General features: G+C 33.6%; 23 protein-coding genes and 4 pseudogenes. 20 read left to right on the top strand and 7 right to left on the bottom strand.

The annotated features are described in order from the left end of the window. Window positions 1-156: 156 nt before the first annotated feature. The 5 genes from rocR to BAQ49_RS14090 all read left to right on the top strand — a co-directional run bounded on the left by rocR (window position 157) and on the right by BAQ49_RS14090 (window position 4,663). Window positions 157-1,542, top strand: a complete 1,386-nt coding sequence (gene rocR, locus BAQ49_RS14110) for an arginine utilization transcriptional regulator RocR (protein ID WP_084667432.1) — start codon at window positions 157-159, stop codon at window positions 1,540-1,542. Between the two features lie 210 nt (window positions 1,543-1,752). After that, complete coding sequence (gene kamA, locus BAQ49_RS14105) at window positions 1,753-3,171, top strand: lysine 2,3-aminomutase (protein ID WP_071745821.1); 1,419 nt, start codon at window positions 1,753-1,755, stop codon at window positions 3,169-3,171. Continuing rightward, on the top strand, window positions 3,168-3,440 hold the full coding sequence (locus tag BAQ49_RS14100) for a YokU family protein (protein ID WP_002119088.1): 273 nt from the start codon (window positions 3,168-3,170) through the stop codon (window positions 3,438-3,440). The genes kamA and BAQ49_RS14100 overlap by 4 nt, the downstream gene beginning before the upstream one ends. 72 nt (window positions 3,441-3,512) lie before the next feature. After that, on the top strand, window positions 3,513-3,728 hold the full coding sequence (locus BAQ49_RS14095) for a YozE family protein (protein ID WP_071745820.1): 216 nt from the start codon (window positions 3,513-3,515) through the stop codon (window positions 3,726-3,728). Window positions 3,729-4,000: 272 nt separating this feature from the next. Further along, on the top strand, window positions 4,001-4,663 hold the full coding sequence (locus BAQ49_RS14090) for a germination protein YodN (protein WP_071745819.1): 663 nt from the start codon (window positions 4,001-4,003) through the stop codon (window positions 4,661-4,663). A gap of 4 nt (window positions 4,664-4,667) precedes the next feature. Here BAQ49_RS14090 and BAQ49_RS14085 read toward each other — a convergent pair whose 3' ends face one another. Beyond that, window positions 4,668-4,835: a DUF3930 family protein gene (locus tag BAQ49_RS14085; protein ID WP_000456534.1), complete on the bottom strand. Its 168-nt coding sequence runs from the start codon at window positions 4,833-4,835 to the stop codon at window positions 4,668-4,670. 150 nt (window positions 4,836-4,985) lie between these two features. Here BAQ49_RS14085 and BAQ49_RS14080 point away from each other — a divergent pair, with 150 nt between their 5' ends. The 5 genes from BAQ49_RS14080 (at window position 4,986) to BAQ49_RS14060 (ending at window position 7,729) form a co-directional block, all read left to right on the top strand. Continuing rightward, window positions 4,986-5,165 (top strand): YozD family protein, encoded by a 180-nt coding sequence (locus BAQ49_RS14080; RefSeq protein ID WP_000658453.1) that lies wholly within the window; start codon window positions 4,986-4,988, stop codon window positions 5,163-5,165. 110 nt (window positions 5,166-5,275) lie between these two features. Further along, entirely contained in the window at window positions 5,276-5,458 is a 183-nt protein-coding gene (locus tag BAQ49_RS32290) for a hypothetical protein (RefSeq protein WP_071745888.1), read from the top strand. Further along, window positions 5,458-6,279, top strand: a complete 822-nt coding sequence (locus BAQ49_RS14070) for a serine/threonine protein kinase (protein WP_071745818.1) — start codon at window positions 5,458-5,460, stop codon at window positions 6,277-6,279. Before BAQ49_RS32290 ends, BAQ49_RS14070 begins: the two co-directional genes overlap by 1 nt. Next, on the top strand, window positions 6,261-7,016 hold the full coding sequence (locus tag BAQ49_RS14065) for a sporulation protein (RefSeq protein ID WP_071745817.1): 756 nt from the start codon (window positions 6,261-6,263) through the stop codon (window positions 7,014-7,016). The genes BAQ49_RS14070 and BAQ49_RS14065 overlap by 19 nt, the downstream gene beginning before the upstream one ends. Before the next feature lie 77 nt (window positions 7,017-7,093). After that, the gene (locus BAQ49_RS14060; protein WP_016129318.1) at window positions 7,094-7,729 is read left to right on the top strand and encodes a phosphatase PAP2 family protein; all 636 of its coding nucleotides are present in this window, start codon (window positions 7,094-7,096) and stop codon (window positions 7,727-7,729) included. Here the strand turns inward: BAQ49_RS14060 and BAQ49_RS14055 are convergent. Both BAQ49_RS14055 and BAQ49_RS14050 read right to left on the bottom strand, forming a co-directional pair. After that, complete coding sequence (locus BAQ49_RS14055) at window positions 7,719-8,600, bottom strand: cation diffusion facilitator family transporter (protein ID WP_071745816.1); 882 nt, start codon at window positions 8,598-8,600, stop codon at window positions 7,719-7,721. The two genes, BAQ49_RS14060 and BAQ49_RS14055, sit on opposite strands and share 11 nt — an antisense overlap. A gap of 425 nt (window positions 8,601-9,025) precedes the next feature. Further along, a complete protein-coding gene (locus tag BAQ49_RS14050) occupies window positions 9,026-9,340 on the bottom strand; it encodes a thioredoxin family protein (protein ID WP_000658777.1) in 315 nt (104 codons plus the stop codon). 630 nt (window positions 9,341-9,970) lie between these two features. On the opposite strand from BAQ49_RS14050, the pseudogene BAQ49_RS33540 reads away from it, so the two are divergent. Both BAQ49_RS33540 and BAQ49_RS34280 read left to right on the top strand, forming a co-directional pair. After that, window positions 9,971-10,233: pseudogene (locus BAQ49_RS33540) on the top strand (hypothetical protein). Window position 10,234: 1 nt separating this feature from the next. Then, window positions 10,235-10,418: pseudogene (locus tag BAQ49_RS34280) on the top strand (hypothetical protein). On the opposite strand, the gene BAQ49_RS14035 reads toward BAQ49_RS34280, so the two are convergent. Continuing rightward, the gene (locus BAQ49_RS14035; RefSeq protein ID WP_071745815.1) at window positions 10,397-11,005 is read right to left on the bottom strand and encodes a hypothetical protein; all 609 of its coding nucleotides are present in this window, start codon (window positions 11,003-11,005) and stop codon (window positions 10,397-10,399) included. The pseudogene BAQ49_RS34280 and the gene BAQ49_RS14035 sit on opposite strands and share 22 nt — an antisense overlap. A 55-nt stretch (window positions 11,006-11,060) precedes the next feature. Between BAQ49_RS14035 and BAQ49_RS14030 the strand changes: the two are divergent. From BAQ49_RS14030 to BAQ49_RS14015, 4 genes and pseudogenes are all read left to right on the top strand, one after another. Then, a pseudogene (locus BAQ49_RS14030) lies at window positions 11,061-11,483 on the top strand (hypothetical protein); the annotation flags it as partial. 57 nt (window positions 11,484-11,540) lie between these two features. Beyond that, window positions 11,541-11,876 (top strand): annotated as a pseudogene (locus BAQ49_RS14025) (recombinase RecT); the annotation flags it as partial. A 16-nt stretch (window positions 11,877-11,892) separates the two neighbouring features. Continuing rightward, window positions 11,893-12,147: a DUF3947 family protein gene (locus tag BAQ49_RS14020; RefSeq protein ID WP_071745814.1), complete on the top strand. Its 255-nt coding sequence runs from the start codon at window positions 11,893-11,895 to the stop codon at window positions 12,145-12,147. 154 nt (window positions 12,148-12,301) lie between these two features. Further along, window positions 12,302-12,541 (top strand): hypothetical protein, encoded by a 240-nt coding sequence (locus BAQ49_RS14015; protein ID WP_244159098.1) that lies wholly within the window; start codon window positions 12,302-12,304, stop codon window positions 12,539-12,541. Between the two features lie 16 nt (window positions 12,542-12,557). Here BAQ49_RS14015 and BAQ49_RS14010 read toward each other — a convergent pair whose 3' ends face one another. After that, window positions 12,558-13,061 carry a hypothetical protein gene (locus BAQ49_RS14010; protein WP_244159097.1) on the bottom strand — a complete coding sequence of 168 codons (504 nt, stop codon included), beginning with the start codon at window positions 13,059-13,061 and terminating at the stop codon, window positions 12,558-12,560. Window positions 13,062-13,266: 205 nt separating this feature from the next. On the opposite strand from BAQ49_RS14010, the gene BAQ49_RS14005 reads away from it, so the two are divergent. From BAQ49_RS14005 to BAQ49_RS13995, 3 genes are all read left to right on the top strand, one after another. Continuing rightward, complete coding sequence (locus BAQ49_RS14005; protein WP_071745812.1) at window positions 13,267-13,860, top strand: ABC transporter permease; 594 nt, start codon at window positions 13,267-13,269, stop codon at window positions 13,858-13,860. A 766-nt stretch (window positions 13,861-14,626) separates the two neighbouring features. Further along, entirely contained in the window at window positions 14,627-15,202 is a 576-nt protein-coding gene (locus BAQ49_RS14000) for a C1q-like domain-containing protein (RefSeq protein WP_071745811.1), read from the top strand. A 138-nt stretch (window positions 15,203-15,340) separates the two neighbouring features. After that, window positions 15,341-15,898, top strand: coding sequence for a C1q-like domain-containing protein (locus BAQ49_RS13995; protein WP_071745810.1), 558 nt, complete (start codon window positions 15,341-15,343; stop codon window positions 15,896-15,898). A 90-nt stretch (window positions 15,899-15,988) separates the two neighbouring features. On the opposite strand, the gene BAQ49_RS13990 is transcribed toward BAQ49_RS13995, so the two are convergent. After that, on the bottom strand, window positions 15,989-16,201 hold the full coding sequence (locus BAQ49_RS13990) for a hypothetical protein (protein ID WP_071745809.1): 213 nt from the start codon (window positions 16,199-16,201) through the stop codon (window positions 15,989-15,991). A gap of 253 nt (window positions 16,202-16,454) precedes the next feature. On the opposite strand from BAQ49_RS13990, the gene BAQ49_RS13985 reads away from it, so the two are divergent. Beyond that, window positions 16,455-16,958, top strand: a complete 504-nt coding sequence (locus BAQ49_RS13985) for a MepB family protein (protein WP_071745808.1) — start codon at window positions 16,455-16,457, stop codon at window positions 16,956-16,958. 355 nt (window positions 16,959-17,313) lie between these two features. Here the strand turns inward: BAQ49_RS13985 and BAQ49_RS13980 are convergent, their stop codons facing one another. Continuing rightward, complete coding sequence (locus BAQ49_RS13980; RefSeq protein WP_071745807.1) at window positions 17,314-17,508, bottom strand: hypothetical protein; 195 nt, start codon at window positions 17,506-17,508, stop codon at window positions 17,314-17,316. Between the last annotated feature and the right edge of the window lie 108 nt (window positions 17,509-17,616).

The following is a 17,616-nucleotide window of genomic DNA, read 5'->3' as shown; positions in this document are numbered from 1 at the left end:
AGCCCCACTGATTAAAGTTTTACTTAACCATAAATAAGCAATAGAAATATATACAAATTTCATCAAAAAAATAGAACGGAATCGTCATGCTTATAATCGCACAGAGGGATGCCGAAAATCCGGCATGCATTTGCCAGATTTTCGGCAAAAGGGGGGATGACATTGCTAGCAGTTTCGACACAAGAAGTCATTGAAGCGATTTTGGGCAGTATTGATGAGGCTATACACGCAGTGGATGAAAATGGGATTACGATCTTTTATAATACAGTTGCTGCAAAACATGATGGATCCAAAATTGAAAAAGTGTTAGGAAAGCATTTGTTAGAAGCGTTCCCATCTTTAACTAGGGAAACGAGTACATTGATGAAAGTATTAGATACAAAAAAACCAATTGTACATCAAGCGCAGCATTATCAAAATTTAAATGGAGAAGATGTTTGTACGGTAAATACGACGTTACCTATTTTTATAGATGGAAATATTGCTGGTGCTGTTGAAATTGCAAAGGACTATTCTACAATTCAAAAACTTACGGATACAATAGTCGATTTACAGTCAAAAATAAAGCGATCATCTGGCAAAAAAGCGATAAAAAAGCATGTTGCGTTTGAGACGATAGTAACTAATGATGCTCGGTTTAAACAGACGAAAGAATTAGCGCAAAAAGTAGCGCCAACTGATGCAAATGTTTTAATATATGGTGAAACGGGAACAGGGAAAGAGCTATTTGTGCAAGCGATTCATGAAGCTTCTAAACGGAAAAATAAGCCATTTATTGCACAAAACTGCGCAGCTTTGCCAGAGTCGCTATTAGAAAGTTTATTGTTTGGAACGACAAAAGGAAGCTATACAGGGGCAATTGAACGAGCTGGATTGTTTGAACTTGTAGATGGAGGAACATTGTTTTTAGATGAACTGAATTCAATGCCGCTCGATTTACAAGCGAAAATGCTACGTGTATTAGAGGATGGAGTTATTCGTCGCATTGGTGATAATAAGACGAGAAAAGTAGATGTTCGCGTTATTACTGCAATGAATCAACCTCCAGAAGTATGTTTAAGAGAAAATAAAATCCGCACTGATTTATACTATCGATTAAATGTGTTTTCATTATATATCCCGCCACTTCGTGAAAGAACTGAGGATGTACTGTTATTAGCGTCTTACTTTTTGAAAGAATATAATAAAAGTTATAAAAAAGGTGTACTTCAAATGGATAAGGAAGCGAAAGAAAGATTACAAGCTTATCAATGGCCTGGAAATGTTCGTGAGTTAAAACATACGATTGAACATGCTGTCATTATCGCGGAAGGGAGTTCATTAACAGCAAAGTGTTTACCACGTACATTTAGGAAAGAGAAACTTCCGAAGAAGAAAAGTATATTACCGCTTAGGGAAGCTCTACATCAAACGGAAAAGGAATTAATAGATCAAGCGTTAGTTGAAACGGAAGGGAATATTTTGCAAGCAGCAAAAATGTTAGGTATTCCGCGTCAAACGCTTCAATATAAACTGAGCAAGTACGACAAAACCGCCGAATAATCGGCGGTTTTTGTGTGTTTGCACCAATAAAAGAGCGTTTACATATATAAAAGGTAATGAATATGATAGTTAATATTCTGTTATTACTGCACTTGAAAATATTTTTTCTCCTATATAATAGGGTATTTCGCACATTTACTTATCAAGAATACGAAGTTGGCATAACAATTGCTTATATAAAGGATGAGCGTATAAAAAGGGGGAATAGCAATGTTACATGATGTATACAAACCAAATCGTCACTGGAAGGATATTGAATTATGGAAAGAGGTTACAGAAGAACAATGGAATGATTGGGTTTGGCAATTAACGAATACGATCAAAACTTTAGATGATTTAAAGAAAGTAATTAACTTAACACCTGAAGAAGAAGAAGGCGTTAAAATTTCAACGAAAACGATCCCGTTAAACATTACACCGTACTATGCTTGGCTAATGAATCCTGATGACCCACGCTGTCCGATTCGGATGCAATCAGTACCGATTTCGGAAGAGTTATATAAAACAAAATATGATTTAGAAGATCCTCTTCATGAAGATGAAGATTCACCAGTTCCAGGGTTAACGCATCGTTATCCAGACCGTGTACTATTTTTAGTAACGAATCAATGTTCTATGTATTGTCGTTACTGTACACGTCGTCGTTTTAGTGGACAAATTGGGATGGGCGTACCGAAAAAGCAATTAGATGATGCGATTGCTTATATTAGTGAAACACCACAAGTACGTGACGTTTTAATTTCTGGCGGTGATGGACTTCTAATTAATGATAAAATTTTAGAATACGTATTAAAGAATTTACGAGCAATCCCGCATGTCGAGATTATTCGTATCGGAACGAGAGCACCAGTTGTATTCCCGCAACGTATTACAGAAAACCTTTGTAACATTATTAAAAAATACCATCCAGTATGGTTAAATACGCATTTTAACACTTCTATTGAGATTACAGAAGAATCGAAACTAGCATGTGAAATGCTTGCAAATGCAGGTGTTCCAATTGGAAACCAAGCTGTAATCTTAGCTGGAATTAATGACAGCGTTCCAATTATGAAAAAACTGATGCACGATTTAGTAAAAATTCGTGTTCGTCCATATTACATTTATCAATGTGATCTATCAGAAGGTATCGGTCATTTCCGTGCACCAGTTTCTAAAGGTCTTGAAATTATTGAAGGCTTACGTGGACATACATCGGGTTATGCAGTACCGACATTCGTTGTTGATGCGCCGGGCGGAGGCGGAAAAATTGCGCTTCAGCCAAACTATTTAATTTCACAAAGTGCGGATAAAGTTGTACTTCGTAACTTTGAAGGGGTTATTACAACGTATCCAGAACCAGAAAATTATATCCCAGGAAGAGCAGAAGGCTACTTTAAAGAGATTTATCCGACTTATGAAGAGAAACGTTCTGATATCGGCGTTGCAGGGTTGATGAGTGATAAGAAATTTAATCTTGTTCCGGATGATTTACAACGTATGAATCGCCGTAAAGATTATGAAGTCAATGAAACGCATGCTTCTTTAAAAGATAAACGTGATAAGCGTGATCAATTAAAAGATAAAAAATATCAAGCACAAATGGCAAAGTTAGAAGATGACAAAAAAAATGAGGGTGACGCAGTATGAATTGTATGTGGTGTGACAGTACAGAAGCGAAAGAAAGCTTGAATACTGTATATTGGGAATTACCAGATGGTACGAAAGCCATTGAAATCCAAGAGACACCATGTATAACTTGTTCCTCATGTGGAATGGATTATCAATCAGACCATACGGTAAAAGAAATTGAAGACCAGTTGTTTTTAATCTATACGAAAGATTTGCCAAAACAACTAACATACGAAGAGTTGATGGGAAGACCACGTCTATTAAAAAGGAATTATTTTGACTTTTAACCAGCTTTTATGCTGGTTTTTTTCTATTTCGCCTTGTATAATGTACCCAAGTTAGAAAGGTAGGGAATATTTTTGAAAAAGACATTTTACCATTATATGATGAAGCACCGTGCAGCTTTATTTAAAAATGAAATATCAGATTTAGCAGAGGCGATGTACGATGATTTAAGTTTTCCGAAGCAATCTGAAGACTATGATGAAATTAGTTCATATTTAGAGTTAAGTGGAATGCTAGAAAGTATGTCTATATTTGATGAAGCATGGGATTTATATATACAAGAGAGATAACGACATTGCAGTGCTACGTAAATGAAAACATAAGGAATACATTACTTTAAAAAAGTGAAGTATTGCTTATGTTTTTTTATTAAAGTTCGCCTTGCTGTTAGAACATAAATGTTAAGTAAAAGCTAGTATATATACTAGCTTTTTTGAGTTATATACACATTCTACTTTTTTATTGAAAAAATTTATGAATATAAGCTTCTGTGATAAGCGTTTTTATGTAGGTTGCATATACTGTTATCAAAATCACGACGTTAAAAAAAGGAGAGATATAGATGGCAAGGAAAAAACAACCTAAATACAATGTAGGGGACATTGTCGTGATTACGCTATATGGAACCGTTGGAAAAGTTACAAATATGAAGATTTTAGATGGAGTTTACGTATACGAAGTAAATAATCACGATGGATTTTATGTAGAGCAAACTCTGCAGCATGTAACAGAGCAAGAAATGAAAAAGGGCGACACAGAGTGGATTGAATTAAATTATAACTTTACGTTTGGTGATCTCGTGCAAGTAACTGGGTATGATAAAGATGTTTTTCGTATTGTTGGTTTTCGTACAGAAGTATGGAGATATAAAAATGATGCATGGGAAGATACTATATATGAATTGTCACGAATTACGGATGGTGAATGGTTAGAAGCTGATGAATCGGATTTAACATTACTTGCTAATGCACAAACGGCAAATGCAATTTTGAAGAAAATGAAACAAGATAAAGCTGGTATGAATAAATTGGATTTAGGAAAATTGAAGTCAATTAACAATTCGAAAAAAGTAAGTGTAAAGACGAATCGCCAAGAAATTATTGATGGATTATTAGATATTTATAATGATTATCATTTGTTATTCGATACATTTAAAGATGAAGAATACAAAATTGTTATGGATGTTGTTCATAATTATTTAGTTAAATTGACAGAGAAAAAATAGTTAACTAGAAAGAGAGAATAAATTGAACAACAACATATGCAGTATAAGGTATGCCTACAATTATTAAAAAAATAAAAAGCCATTTAATAAGAGAGTCTGCCCATTGATCTTCATGCATGAACTCTTCTTTTGTTTGCCCTACTTCTTGATCTACTTCATATTGGTATTCCATAATTATTTCCCCCTTTTTGATAGCTTGTACTACCATCGTATGCACCTCGTCCAAAAGATATGACCTATAAAAAAAGAAAAACTATTTTTCTAATCTCATATACATAATTTTGAGATTTTTTCATAAAACAGAAATAAAGGAGTGATGCTCATGAAGGAAATTGAAGTCGTAATTGATACGGAAGAGATTGCGGAGTTTTTTTATGAGCAACTAATTGAAAGAGGATACGTCCCAAAAAGAGAAGAAGTTGAGGACCTAGCAGATATTACATTTGAGTATTTATTAGAGAAATGCATGATTGATGAAGTTTTTGATGAAGAGGAAGATTGAAAGTAACGGCGGGCTTAACTCGTCGTTTTTTACTCTTTACAAACTTGTCACAAACAGAGTCTATAATTATTGGTATAATTAAAAGAAAATTTTATACAAGAGGTGAAGGGATGTTCAAAAAAATTATTGATTCTTTATTAGGAAAGAAAAAATATCGTTCGTATTCAAGTAGTGATTATCGCCATAGAGGGCGATCTTATTCAAGTAGCGATTATAAACGACGTTCTTCTGATTATGGGCATCATCATTATAAAAGAAAACGTAAAAGTCGTAGCTTCTTTTCAAGTAGCTGATGAAATGGCGTCGTATACTAGCTTTATTTGATAGACCACTGCGAAAAAATACAATTGTTGCAGAGCGGTATAAGATTGAATCAGTAATTGGAATGGGCAGTTATGGGGTTACATATGTCGTTAATGATTTACAAATAAATAAATATAAAGTTTTAAAACAATTAAGAAAAAGTAAACAAAGATATGAGTCTGGTAGAAAATCATTTGAACAAGAGAAAATGATGTTAAAAACATTAAATCATCATGCAATTCCTACTCTATATGATCATTTCGTATGGAAGAAAAAGAGCTTTTTTGTGATGGAGTATATGCCAGGAGAAAATTTCGAAGATTATATTTTCCTAGATGGGCATGTATATGAAGAACGAGAAGTTTTTGAAATTTTATATAAAATATTAGGAATTGTTTCGGTTTTTCATAGTAAAGGTATCATTCACAGAGATTTACGTATTCCGAATATATTAATGAAAGAAAATCAAATTAGTATTATTGATTTTGGATTGGCTAAATTGAAAGGTGAGGGTGATGAGAGAGCTACAACTTATGAAGGGGAACAAGCTTTGATGCGAGAAGTTCACTTTCGTAGCGATTTTTATGCGCTCGGTCATTTCGTATTATTTTTACTGTATGCTGGTTATGAATCAACTGAAAAAAAAGAAAACCCTTGGTATGAAGAGTTAGTATTGGAAGAATATAATCGCGAAATGCTAATGCGAATGTTACAAATGAAAGCGCCATACTATGAGAATGTACAAGATCTGAAAAAAGATGTAGCTTACGCTTTAGAAAGGATGGAGACCCCATGTTTCAAAAGTTTTTAGCAAGCGTTGGTATTGGTAGTGCAAAAGTAGATACGGTTCTTGAAAAAGATGAGTATATAGTTGGAGAAGAGATAATAGGTAAGGTTCATATAACTGGAGGCTCAGTTAGCCAACAAATTGAAAGCATTTACTTAACGTTATCGACGTCTTATGTAAGAGAAGTGGATGATAAAAAAGTAACGGCAACGTATGATTTAGAGCGAGTTCGTTTAACTGATCCATTTTCTGTAGAGCCAAATGAAAAAGTTGAAATTCCATTTTCGTTTTCAATGCCAATTGAAGCGCCACTAACACTTGGAATGAAAACGGTTTGGGTTCATACAGGTCTTGATATTAAACGTAGTATTGATCCAAGTGACCGCGATTATATTCAAGTGTTGCCGAATGCACTATTGAACAGCGTATTAGACAGTGTAAATCAATTAGGTTTTAAAGCGCGTCATATAGAATGCGAAGAATTACCATATCGATTACGTAAGCAAGTACCATTTGCACAAGAATTTGAATTTATTCCAGTTTCCGGAGAGTATTATGGGGAATTAGATGAATTAGAATTATTAATCTTGCCAATTGCTTACGACCGATTAGAAATTATTATGGAAGTAGATAGAAAATCGCGTGGATTGGCTGGTTTATTCGCAGAAGCGCTTGATCTTGATGAGAAGGTTATTCGCTTTACAGTAACAAGCGAAGATATTCCAACGATGCAGCAAAAAATTAACAATTATATTTTTTAATAAACTATGCATAAAAAAGAAATGGAGAGGAAAACTAAAACAACCGCTCCATTTTTTTGCATAGTGAGGTTATGTATGTGAAACGATATCGACATTTATACTTGTTAAGTTGTACATTACTCATTTGTTTTGTCGCACTATCACTTTCGTATCATACCGCTTGTATTGAAAAAATTGATAATGTAGTCGCACACTTTATTCAAAGTTTCCGAAACGATTATTTGACAACCTATTTTACTTGGATGTCCTTTATCGGTTCAAAAAGAATATATTTCCCGTTACTCATTATACTTGTAATGTATTTTCTCGTTAGAAAAAAACTGCTAAGTGCATTACTTCTAACAATAAATTATTACGGATCTCGTTATTTGAACAGTATGCTCAAACTATGGTATGAACGGGCAAGACCAGATGTGACACAGCTTGTTACGGCAACTGGATATAGCTTTCCGAGCGGGCATACGATGAATGCTACTGCTTTTTTAGGATTTATTGCATACGTCACAATTACAGAAGATCGTATTTCATTGCATAAAAAGTTGCTGATTATTTTTATAGCGAGCTTTGTTGTATTATCTATTTCAGTTAGCCGAATTTATCTTGGCGTGCACTATCCATCTGATATATTAGCCGGATGGGCAGCGGGCGGTAGCTGGCTCGTTTTATGTGTTATATTTCATAAGGCGTTCATCAAAAAAGAACCTATGTCATAATAGGTTCTTTTTGCATGGGCTCCACATGAATATGAGCATGGTATATTCCGAATTTCTTTCGAAGCATTTCCTCAATATTGTCAGTGATACAATGGCTTTCGCGTACATCCATTCGAGCATCAACCTCAATTGTAATATCTACATACGTTTGATTTCCATACATACGAGCGCGAATATCTACAATATGTTCTACACCTGAAATACGCCCGATAGCATCAGCATATTCATCCATTTTTTCAGGGTCAATTCCATCCGTTAGCATATGAGAGGCTTCTACGAAAATTTCCCATGCGGTTTTACAAATAATAAGGCCGACAATTAAAGCGGCAATAGGGTCTAAAATAGGCATTTGGAACTGTGATCCGACAATACCTATTACTGTACCAATACTTACGAGTGCATCTGATAAATTATCTTTTGCAGCGGCTTCTAACGACTTACTCTTTGTTTGAATCGCAATCTTTTTCGTATATTTATATACGAAATACATTACGACGGCAGAAAATAAGGCAACCCACGCAGCGAGTACATTAGGCGCTGTTTGTTTCGGATTTAAAAACGATTGAATTGCACTAATCACAACTTCTAATCCGACCGTTGCCATAATAAAAGAAGCAACAAGTGATGCGATTTGTTCTGCACGCGAATGCCCATATGGATGATCTGGGTCGCGAGGCTTACGAGAAATTTTCAGGCCAATTAATATTGCTAAAGAAGCACCAATATCCGTTAAGTTATTCAATCCATCAGCACGTAATGCGCTAGAGAGGGTAATATAACTGATGATAATTTTCATAGAGGATAAAAATATGTAGGCCATAATGCTGACAATAGCACCTTTATCAGCTTCTTTATGAGAAAGAGAATCCATTTTAATCACTCACCTTCCTATTAGGAATTTCTTTCTATACATAGAGTATCAAACGAAACTCGTGTGGGTCTATACAAACATTGTTGACGTTTTATAGCTTTTTAAGAAGGGGGTAACAAAGTTTCGTTAAGGAAAAAAATGTTGAAAAGTACAAAGCGGAAAGTTGTTTAAACAATTAACGATGATTATGGCATAGGAGAAGGTGGCGAGAATAATGATTCGCATAATTCCATTCAGGTATATATTTCACAAAATGACTCTTCGTAATTCCTCGTGGGAGTAATATATAAGAAATGATAAAAAAATTTAGTGAATAAGAAGAGGAGAATAATATAAAAATGTTCATTTTCTAAAAAGAGAAAAATACAAAGAACATTTTGAAAACGAAAAAACCTCTGAAAATATTTTCAGAGGTTTTTCGTTTCTTAGTATGCTTCTAAAAACTCAGTAACTTGCTCTTCAGTTTTTGCGTTAGCACTATGTAAGTGGCCAAGCTTCTCGCCATTTTGATAAACAAGTAGGCTTGGAATACCCATTACTTGATACTCTTCCGCAATACTTGGGAACTCATCTTTATTAATAGAATACCATTCAAACTTATTGAACTCTTCCATTACATCTCCGATAAAGTTGTCCATACGCACGCAATCCGGGCACCATGTAGTAAAGAACTTAACAACTACTGGCTCCTCGCTTGCGATGATGTCTTTGAATTCTTGTTCAGATTTGATTTCTTTCATGTTTTTGACTCCTCTCAATGTCACACGGATAAGCTGGTATTTTTTATGCAAAATCCGTAATTGCAAAATCTTCGCCTGTTTTTTCTTGTAGGTCTGGTACACATGTGAGTAGGTGTCCAATGTGATGCCTACTCTTTTATGTCCTAATCGTTCACTTACGATTTTCGGATTTACGCCTTATATCCTGCAAACGAATATTAGGAACCTCACTTTCTTTATAAGCTTTTTCTTGAGCTGTGTCAAACTTCTGAAATTACAGGGGTTATCGTTATATGTTGGGCAAACCAAATCGTAGTCATTATAGCCTTCGCCATATCGCTCTTTTTCCTCAGAAATTTTTTGCAGATGGTCATTTAGTGCTATTAAAGTAATGTCAGGCAGAACAAGTAATCTCTTTCTAGATGATGTTTTTGGTTCATGGAAACCCTTTGTAATATGAGAGTGGGAGCGATTAACAGATAACGTTCGTCTCTCAAAATCCATGTCTTTCTATTGCGGGCCTAAAATTTCACCTTTACGCATTCCGCATGTAATTGCAAGAAGGTAAGCGGTGGATGATTATTACTTATAAATTTTATGAGTGGATCGAACAACAAGCTGGAAATACAAAAATGATGTAGGGGTATATGTATGAATTTAGAGGAATCGTTAAAAGAACTTATTCGTGAAGTTGTGAGAGAAGAGATTAGAGCAGCAATTGCTGAGTTCCAACAACAATCACAACCAAACAAAGTAATGCGAGCGAAAGAACAGCACGATACGGAACGTGAGAAACGTGAAAGGGATCGTAAAACATTCCCGGAATCATTCAGCGGTTAAGAAGTCAGGGCATAAACGCTGATGTAGTGGAAAGAGCTCATTACATCACTCTTTCGGAGGAGGAGGTAAGTTAGGATGGTGAATTGGGTGAAGAAAATATTTTTGAAAAAACACCCACCCTGCATTGTTTGTGATGAACAAGAAGGTGAGCTTCAATTAAACGAAACTGATTGGATTTGTGAAAATTGTGCCTAAATTATGCATGAACAAGGTAATGAAAGAGGTGAATAGTACCCTTTACATCTTATTCCATATATAACAAAGCTGGTTAGCTTCTGATTCAAGTGCTATTAAATGATCATTATTAATAGAGTTATTCGTATACATTCTGTTCTTTTGGATGTTAAGGACCGTATAATTCACATCGTTATGTTCATTTGAAAATATTGATTCATTTAATAATGTCAGTGTTGAGTTGATGTTGTATTTATCAATTCGCTCTTTTTTTCCTTTGAAAAACAGTTTGATAAGATGAGGCTCATTATTAATGAGTAAACCAAGTTCGGGTGATGAGCGAACAATTAAATCATCTGATATCCAATGTGATTTACCTGGATCGAACCAAGAGACATCTTTGTTTTTAATAAATTTTCTGTACTGCTTTATAACATCAATGTAGTTTTGCTTTTTCTTCTGATCAACCGTTTGCACTAATGTTTCAAAACATTCAAAAGGTAGTTTGTTTTGATGAAATTTAATAACAGTTTCTCGTAATTGTTTCCAGTAATCAAAAGCTGGTTGGTATTCAGATTGGGATTTTAGATTTTTTACAAAGTTTGTTTTAGCTGCACTACTTTTCAGTGTGAAGTCTAGAAACTGTGTAAGTCCTACTTTTATTTCTGCCATGTTACACCCCCTTTCCAAGCATTACTAATTCGATAATGGAAAGGGAAATCCTGCATTAGTTGGTGGTAATAAATTCGTTACAAAAGAAATTGAAAGAGATGATGAATTGATTGGTTATCTAGCAGATATAGCGAAAGAATTTTGGCTAAACAACGTTGAGAAGAACGTACCACCGATGTTTGATGGGTCGGATGCATCGACAGAATTACTTAAACATATATATCCAGAATCCATTGCGGATAGCTTTGTCAGTTTAGGCAAGCAAGAAGAACTTCTCATTGAAGCGAGTGATCAAGTAGACCGAGAAATAAAAGTACTCCAAGAACAAAAGGCAGAGTACGAAAACAAAATCAAAGCAAAGCTCGGCATCAATGAAGCTGGTGGGACTGAGAACTACAAAGTGTACGGGAAGTCATACACAACAAATCGTTTTGATAGCAAGCGATTTAAAGCAGATCACCCTGATTTGTATGAGTAATATGTTAAAGAATCTCAAACGAGAAAATTCACGGTTAAATAAGGGAGGAAATGAACAATGTTTACAAATGAAAAAGTTAAAAATCAATTAGCAAATCGCTAGGTAAACGCATCTGCAACACCGGATAAATTGGTTGAAGGTTATATGAAGAAAATGGCTCCACGTTTTGCAGAAATATTACCAAAGCACATGAGTATGGAGCGCATGAGTCGTATTGCACTTACAACAATTCGTACGAATCCAAAGTTATTAGAATGCGAAGTTCCGTCATTGATGGGGGCTGTAAGGCAAGCAGTGCAATTAGGAGTAGATCCAGGTTTACTCGGTCATTGCTATCTACTACCGTCCAAAAACAAAAAGCAAAACAAAATGGAAGTCCAGTTCATTAATGGAAGTGAGTTGAATAATAATGCATTATTCATATTTTAATACCCGAGCTAGAATGTGGCCTGCATATGGTACGGCGGGTATTACGTATAGCGGAGCACAAAGTACAATTCAAGCTGTTCAACAAGCGTTACAAGCACAGCAGCAAATGCAACACATGCAACAAGGTATACAACCGTACTATTCATCTATGGAATATTATTATCCAATGCATCATATTACGCCATACGGAATTGCTTTTTCAACAATTCCATATGGAACTGTATACAATTTATAAAAATATGCGGGGGAATAAAATTGAGTATTTAAATAAGGGCGCAAGTACAGAGCGCCCTTATAAGAAATGATTCGTGTCTGATGAAGTAATATGTAATTAAATGTGTAATTAAGATTAATATAAAAGTTTCATTTTGTAGAAAAGGGGAATGGAATTGGGAAACGATTGCAATTTATATGTATCACTTAAAAGTAATGATGAACAACAAACGTTTTTCAGTAACGAAAGTTTTAGAGATATTATGGATTATCTGAATGAAGAAAAATTTATCATGCTTGTTGTTCTGGTGGATGGGTTATACCTACCATTTGCATTGAACACGGATGACATCAGTAATATACAGAGGAAAAGAATAAAAGAGCAGCTAGCAAAAGCTAACTGCTCCAACCAGTAATATTATTCCAAAAGTATTATTTTTCAAACTCGTCTAGTGCTCTTGCTGCAATTTTGACTTTAGAAAATGCACCACTGTTATTTTTAAATACAATCTGGTACTTACCACCAGGAAGCCAATCAGACCACTCAGTACTAAATTCATTAATAGTTTGTTGTCCAGGTTTTAACTTTCCGTTTGATAACCATCCACCTTTAGAATTATATAAATCATAAGTGAAAGTTTCATTACCAATATTTTTCAGGAAAACTCTTAGATCCTTCCCGCCTTCATGGTGAAATTTATAAATTCCTGAACCGTAAAAAGCGAACTCTTCATTAGCCTCTAAAGCATATTGAACTGGTGGAAGTTGTACTTGATTAGATTCAGTAATTTTAGGGCTTACATTTGATTCTTCGGTTGCCGCGGATGTTGAAGTTTGACCTAAGCCGATAAGAGATACAGCAATTACAGGGATAACTAAGAAATTTTCAAGATAAACACTCCTTATGGTTTTTAATTGAGATTTGTTATCAAACAAATAATAACCAATTAAGATTAATAAATTAATAGATAAATGTTATGTTTTACAAAAAATAATCAATAATTTACAAATAACCCAATGTATTAACAAAAAGTTAAATAAAATAATCCATTAATTCTCTTAATAATAGTAAAAGCTTGTCCAAACTGTTTTTATCTACCTTACATAGCATGTAGTAATAAAATGAAAGGAGGAATTTAGTATGTCTTATTACTACTGTGATTATTGTAAGGGGTATAAAAAGAAATATCATGATTGTCATAAAAGCAGTAAGTGTTATGAAAAATGTGATAAAAAGCATGAGGAAAAACCTGGGGTGAATGTGAAAGGGGATTGTTGTGATGATAAAGGGGACATGCTTGTAAGAGCGTCTGCTTTTAGGGCTAGAAATACGTTGGATCAAACTGTTCCTGCTAATACTTTTGTAAAAGTTTTATTTCAAAATGAACAATTTGATTTAGCGAATGAATATAATCCAGCTATCTCTATTTTTATTCCAAAGACAAGAGGCGTTTATTCTGTAATTGGAAAGATTGCTTTTGCTCCTAATAACACAAACTTAAATTATAGAGCACGAGTGGAAATTCGTGTTAATGGAAATCCAGCAATTGCAATAGATAATGACTTTTTCGGTCCAATAAACTTTACTAATGCTGTAGCTGTTTCATCAATAATTCAATTAAATGCAGGAGATTTAGTCGAGGTATTTGCGCAAAGTAGTATAGCGGGCGTTATTAGCGCTGCAGAAGATGGTGCACATTTTGAAGCAGCCAGATTCCCGTCTCCAAAAGTATAAGTGGTATGAAACCTTCCAATAAAAGGTGATTTATTTGTAGTGCATGGAGTGTTTTAACGATGTCTAAGCTGTTTTGAAAGTACTGGATAAATGAACGATGTACTATTAAATATTGCCTGATGATTGTAAATGAAACAGTCGAAGAAGAGCAGTGTTGTATGTAAGAAATACATGATGTTCAGGTAATGAAAGCTAATTAGTAAGGAACTTTTACCGATTTAGTTTATGAAAAAAGGCCCTGTTGTCTCCAACAGGGCCTTTCCTAAAATGGCAAAGAGTAACTCTTACCTTACTCCTTGTCCATAGAATACACAAAATTCTTACGTTTGTACAGGTAAATAATTTACAATAATAATATTAGAATATAATGTTTAACAGTAATTCTGTAAGATGGAATATAATTTGTTATAGAGAGATTGTTGATTTCATAGGGGATTTAAGAGAATATTATCATTTTATCGATAATAAAAGGATATTAAAATAATAAAATATGAAATATTGCATATCGTACTGAATGTTGAAATCTATTTAATAATAATAAAATTGTACGGAGGAGAAGGCTGGAAATACGAGTTGATGAAACGGGATAATTGATATTAGTGATATAATCAAAATTTAAAATACAGCTTTGTTTTTTAGTTATATTTTCTCTTCAAGCTGTCTTATGGTAGCACGTTCTCATTTTTGTAATAGCAGAACATTAGTCTAAACCTTCCAAATCTAGCTTGCATAATATGTAGTAATAGAGTAGAAAGGAGCGATATATATGTCTTGTTATTACTACTGTAAGAATTGTGGGAGTTACAAAAAGAAAAATCATGATTGTTGTAAAAAAAGAAGTGACTATAATAATAAGTGCAGTGAAAAATATGATGATTGTTCTTGCGATCATAAGGAGAAAAACCTTGTAAGAGCATCCGCTTTTAGAGCGGTAAATACAGTTGATCAAAACCTTCCAGCCAATACTTTTGTCAAAGTATTATTTCAAAATGAACAATTTGATTTAGCGGATGAATATAACCCGGCAACATCAGAGTTTACTCCGAAGACTAGAGGCGTTTATTCCGTAATTGGAACGATTGGTTTCTTTCCAAACGATACAAATGTAAACTATAGAGCGCGTGTAGAAGTTCGAGTGAATGGAAATGCGGCAATTGCTATAGATAACGACTTTTTTGGTCCGATAAATTTTGGGAATGTCGTAAGTGTTTCAACAATACTCCAATTACATGCAGGTGATATTGTTGAGATTTTTGCGCAAAGTAGTATAGATGGGGTTATTAGTAGTTCAGAAGATGGTTCTCATTTTGAGGCTGCTAGATTTCCATCTCCAATTGTATAAATATTAAAAAGGAAAAAATTATATTAACTCTGCTTTTCGGTGGAGTTTTTTTAATTTCATATTAGCAATAGCTCGTCCAAACTTTTTAAATTTATTTTGCATAGTATACAACAATAGATTTAGAAAGGGGATATAAATATGTCATATTATTATTGTAAGCATTGCAATGGCTATAAAAAGACACAGCATATTTGTTGTAAGAAGAGTACAGATTATTACGATAAGTGTTGTGATAATGAGAAAGATAAGCTTGTAAGGGCATCTGCTTTTAGAGCTGTTAGTACAGTAAATCAAAATGTCACTGCAAATACTTTTGTTAAAGTATTATTCCAAAATGAACAGTTTGATTTAGCGAATGAATATAATCCAGTAACATCAGATTTTATTCCGAAGACTAGAGGAGTTTATTCTATTATTGGTACAATCAGCTTTGCACCTAATGATAGTAATACGAATTATAGGGCGCGTGTAGAAATTCGGGTAAATGATAATCCAGCTATAGCGATAGATAATGACTTTTTTGGTCCACCCAATTTTGCAAATGTCGTAGCTGTTTCAACAATACTTCAATTACATGCAGGAGATGTAGTTGAAATTTTTGCTGAGAGTGATGTAGATGGACTGATTATACAAAATGATCCAGGATTTATTAGTACGCATTTTGAAGCTGCAAGATTCCCATCTCCAATAAAATAAAAGACATGTTTGTGATTTATGGACTATTTAAAAAAAAGACTCTACCTTATGGTAGGGCCTTTTTTTTAAAGATGTTAAATTGGTAAAATATTAAAATAAGTTCATAAATACTTGATAAGCAACACCTAGAGTTAATACGATAGCTAATAGTTTTGCTACCCAACTCGGTGCATTTAAATTTAGTAAAAGGGAATGACATATACTAAATGTAATGCCGAGTGTTAAAAGAAGTGCGATAAGATATAAAAATAATAGGAAGAAAGGGTGCTCTATGGAGCCAAAGTCAATTTTGAATTGGGTCATATAATATGTACCTCGTTTTTGTTTATATATTAATATAATAATAAATAACACGAAAAATTGGGAGAGTTATGTAATAAATACTATAAAAGTAAATTTGAAGTTATGGATGGAGTAGATAAAATAATCTTTGAAAAGACGATACAAAGCTATCATTCGTTTAAGTATCTTTACAGCGGTTTTTGATTAAAGTTTAAGTTCGATATACAAGAACAAGTGTTCTTGATATGCTGGAAAATAAAAAAGGTGTGTCTACATGATTGATTTTAGTAATATAGTTGGAAAACTAGATGAAAGGATTTACCAACCTAATAATCTATTCATCACTAACCAAAAAGAAGAAAAACAAAATTCAGAATATGCAGGAGGGATATTCCAGCTAAATAATAGAAGTATACGGTTTAGGGTATCAAAAATTACGCCTAATAAGATTGGACAATTTGTTTCTTTTTGGGAGAAAGGGGCTTCCATGAGAAATCAGGCATTTTCTTATGATTTGGCTCCTGATCTTTTAGTTATTACTTGTATAGCGGATAATAAACTAGGACAATTTATTTTTCCAAAAGAGATTCTTCTAAAAGAAAAAATATTAAAAACTCAAAACCAAAAAGGAAAAATGGCTATGAGGGTTTACCCTATTTGGGATAAACCTGCTAGTAATCAGGCTAAGAAGAGTCAACTATGGCAACTTCAATATTTCGTCGATTTAAGTGATGCTGAAAATGTAGCTATCGATAAATTGTTAAACTTATATTCATAGCGATTAATAAGAAGATGATTTTTTGAAATACTCGATGTTTGTATGGGTGATCTTCGGAAATATGAACAGGGTAATGGTAAGTAAAGAATAAAAAAAGAGTATACAAATAAAGTATACTCAAAAGAAAGATAGGTTTTATGAGTGGAGTAACTCCATACGATAATATATGCGCATTTTATTAATATGTGTAAAATATCAACGAAATATCAATAGAATATCAATTAATGAGTTATTTTAGTTTATTATTGAAGTTATGTTTTGTGAAATGAAAAAGAGCCGTTTCTTTAGAAAGACTCGGCTCTTTCTATTTTTTTATTATCGAACGGTTCGAAATGAAAAATCACAAATTATATGATTAACAATTTGATAATGATCGGACTTCAGTTATATATTTCTTGAAGTCTGGATATTGAGATACAGTCTGGCAGTTAGGGATGAGTAGTTGATTAATTAAAGATACGTTTGTAATTACTTCGTTACAAGGACCGTAGAATGTAACTTTTAGCTTTGAATTCGGGGGAACTTTGAATACGATAGGCATTTTTTTCATTGAATCAACTCCTTATATAATAGGGGTTATAATTTTATTACTTTTTAATTAGAAAGACATATTAATATAATATATAATTTTATTGTATTTGATTATTATATATACGAT

The organism is Bacillus proteolyticus, assembly GCF_001884065.1.
Lineage (GTDB): Bacteria > Bacillota > Bacilli > Bacillales > Bacillaceae_G > Bacillus_A > Bacillus_A proteolyticus.
This window is presented reverse-complemented; position numbering and strand designations above follow the sequence as displayed.

Bases quoted from the DNA above. Each gene is read 5' to 3' on its own strand.
- rocR (WP_084667432.1), top strand. From the start codon at position 157: ATGACATTGCTAGCAGTTTCGACACAAGAAGTCATTGAAGCGATTTTG.
- kamA (WP_071745821.1), top strand. From the start codon at position 1,753: ATGTTACATGATGTATACAAACCAAATCGTCACTGGAAGGATATTGAA.
- BAQ49_RS14100 (WP_002119088.1), top strand. From the start codon at position 3,168: ATGAATTGTATGTGGTGTGACAGTACAGAAGCGAAAGAAAGCTTGAAT.
- BAQ49_RS14090 (WP_071745819.1), top strand. From the start codon at position 4,001: ATGGCAAGGAAAAAACAACCTAAATACAATGTAGGGGACATTGTCGTG.
- BAQ49_RS14085 (WP_000456534.1), bottom strand. From the start codon at position 4,835: ATGGAATACCAATATGAAGTAGATCAAGAAGTAGGGCAAACAAAAGAA.
- BAQ49_RS14080 (WP_000658453.1), top strand. From the start codon at position 4,986: ATGAAGGAAATTGAAGTCGTAATTGATACGGAAGAGATTGCGGAGTTT.
- BAQ49_RS32290 (WP_071745888.1), top strand. From the start codon at position 5,276: ATGTTCAAAAAAATTATTGATTCTTTATTAGGAAAGAAAAAATATCGT.
- BAQ49_RS14070 (WP_071745818.1), top strand. From the start codon at position 5,458: ATGAAATGGCGTCGTATACTAGCTTTATTTGATAGACCACTGCGAAAA.
- BAQ49_RS14065 (WP_071745817.1), top strand. From the start codon at position 6,261: ATGTTTCAAAAGTTTTTAGCAAGCGTTGGTATTGGTAGTGCAAAAGTA.
- BAQ49_RS14055 (WP_071745816.1), bottom strand. From the start codon at position 8,600: ATGGATTCTCTTTCTCATAAAGAAGCTGATAAAGGTGCTATTGTCAGC.
- BAQ49_RS14050 (WP_000658777.1), bottom strand. From the start codon at position 9,340: ATGAAAGAAATCAAATCTGAACAAGAATTCAAAGACATCATCGCAAGC.
- BAQ49_RS14035 (WP_071745815.1), bottom strand. From the start codon at position 11,005: ATGGCAGAAATAAAAGTAGGACTTACACAGTTTCTAGACTTCACACTG.
- BAQ49_RS14020 (WP_071745814.1), top strand. From the start codon at position 11,893: ATGCATTATTCATATTTTAATACCCGAGCTAGAATGTGGCCTGCATAT.
- BAQ49_RS14005 (WP_071745812.1), top strand. From the start codon at position 13,267: ATGTCTTATTACTACTGTGATTATTGTAAGGGGTATAAAAAGAAATAT.
- BAQ49_RS14000 (WP_071745811.1), top strand. From the start codon at position 14,627: ATGTCTTGTTATTACTACTGTAAGAATTGTGGGAGTTACAAAAAGAAA.
- BAQ49_RS13995 (WP_071745810.1), top strand. From the start codon at position 15,341: ATGTCATATTATTATTGTAAGCATTGCAATGGCTATAAAAAGACACAG.
- BAQ49_RS13990 (WP_071745809.1), bottom strand. From the start codon at position 16,201: ATGACCCAATTCAAAATTGACTTTGGCTCCATAGAGCACCCTTTCTTC.
- BAQ49_RS13985 (WP_071745808.1), top strand. From the start codon at position 16,455: ATGATTGATTTTAGTAATATAGTTGGAAAACTAGATGAAAGGATTTAC.
- BAQ49_RS13980 (WP_071745807.1), bottom strand. From the start codon at position 17,508: ATGAAAAAAATGCCTATCGTATTCAAAGTTCCCCCGAATTCAAAGCTA.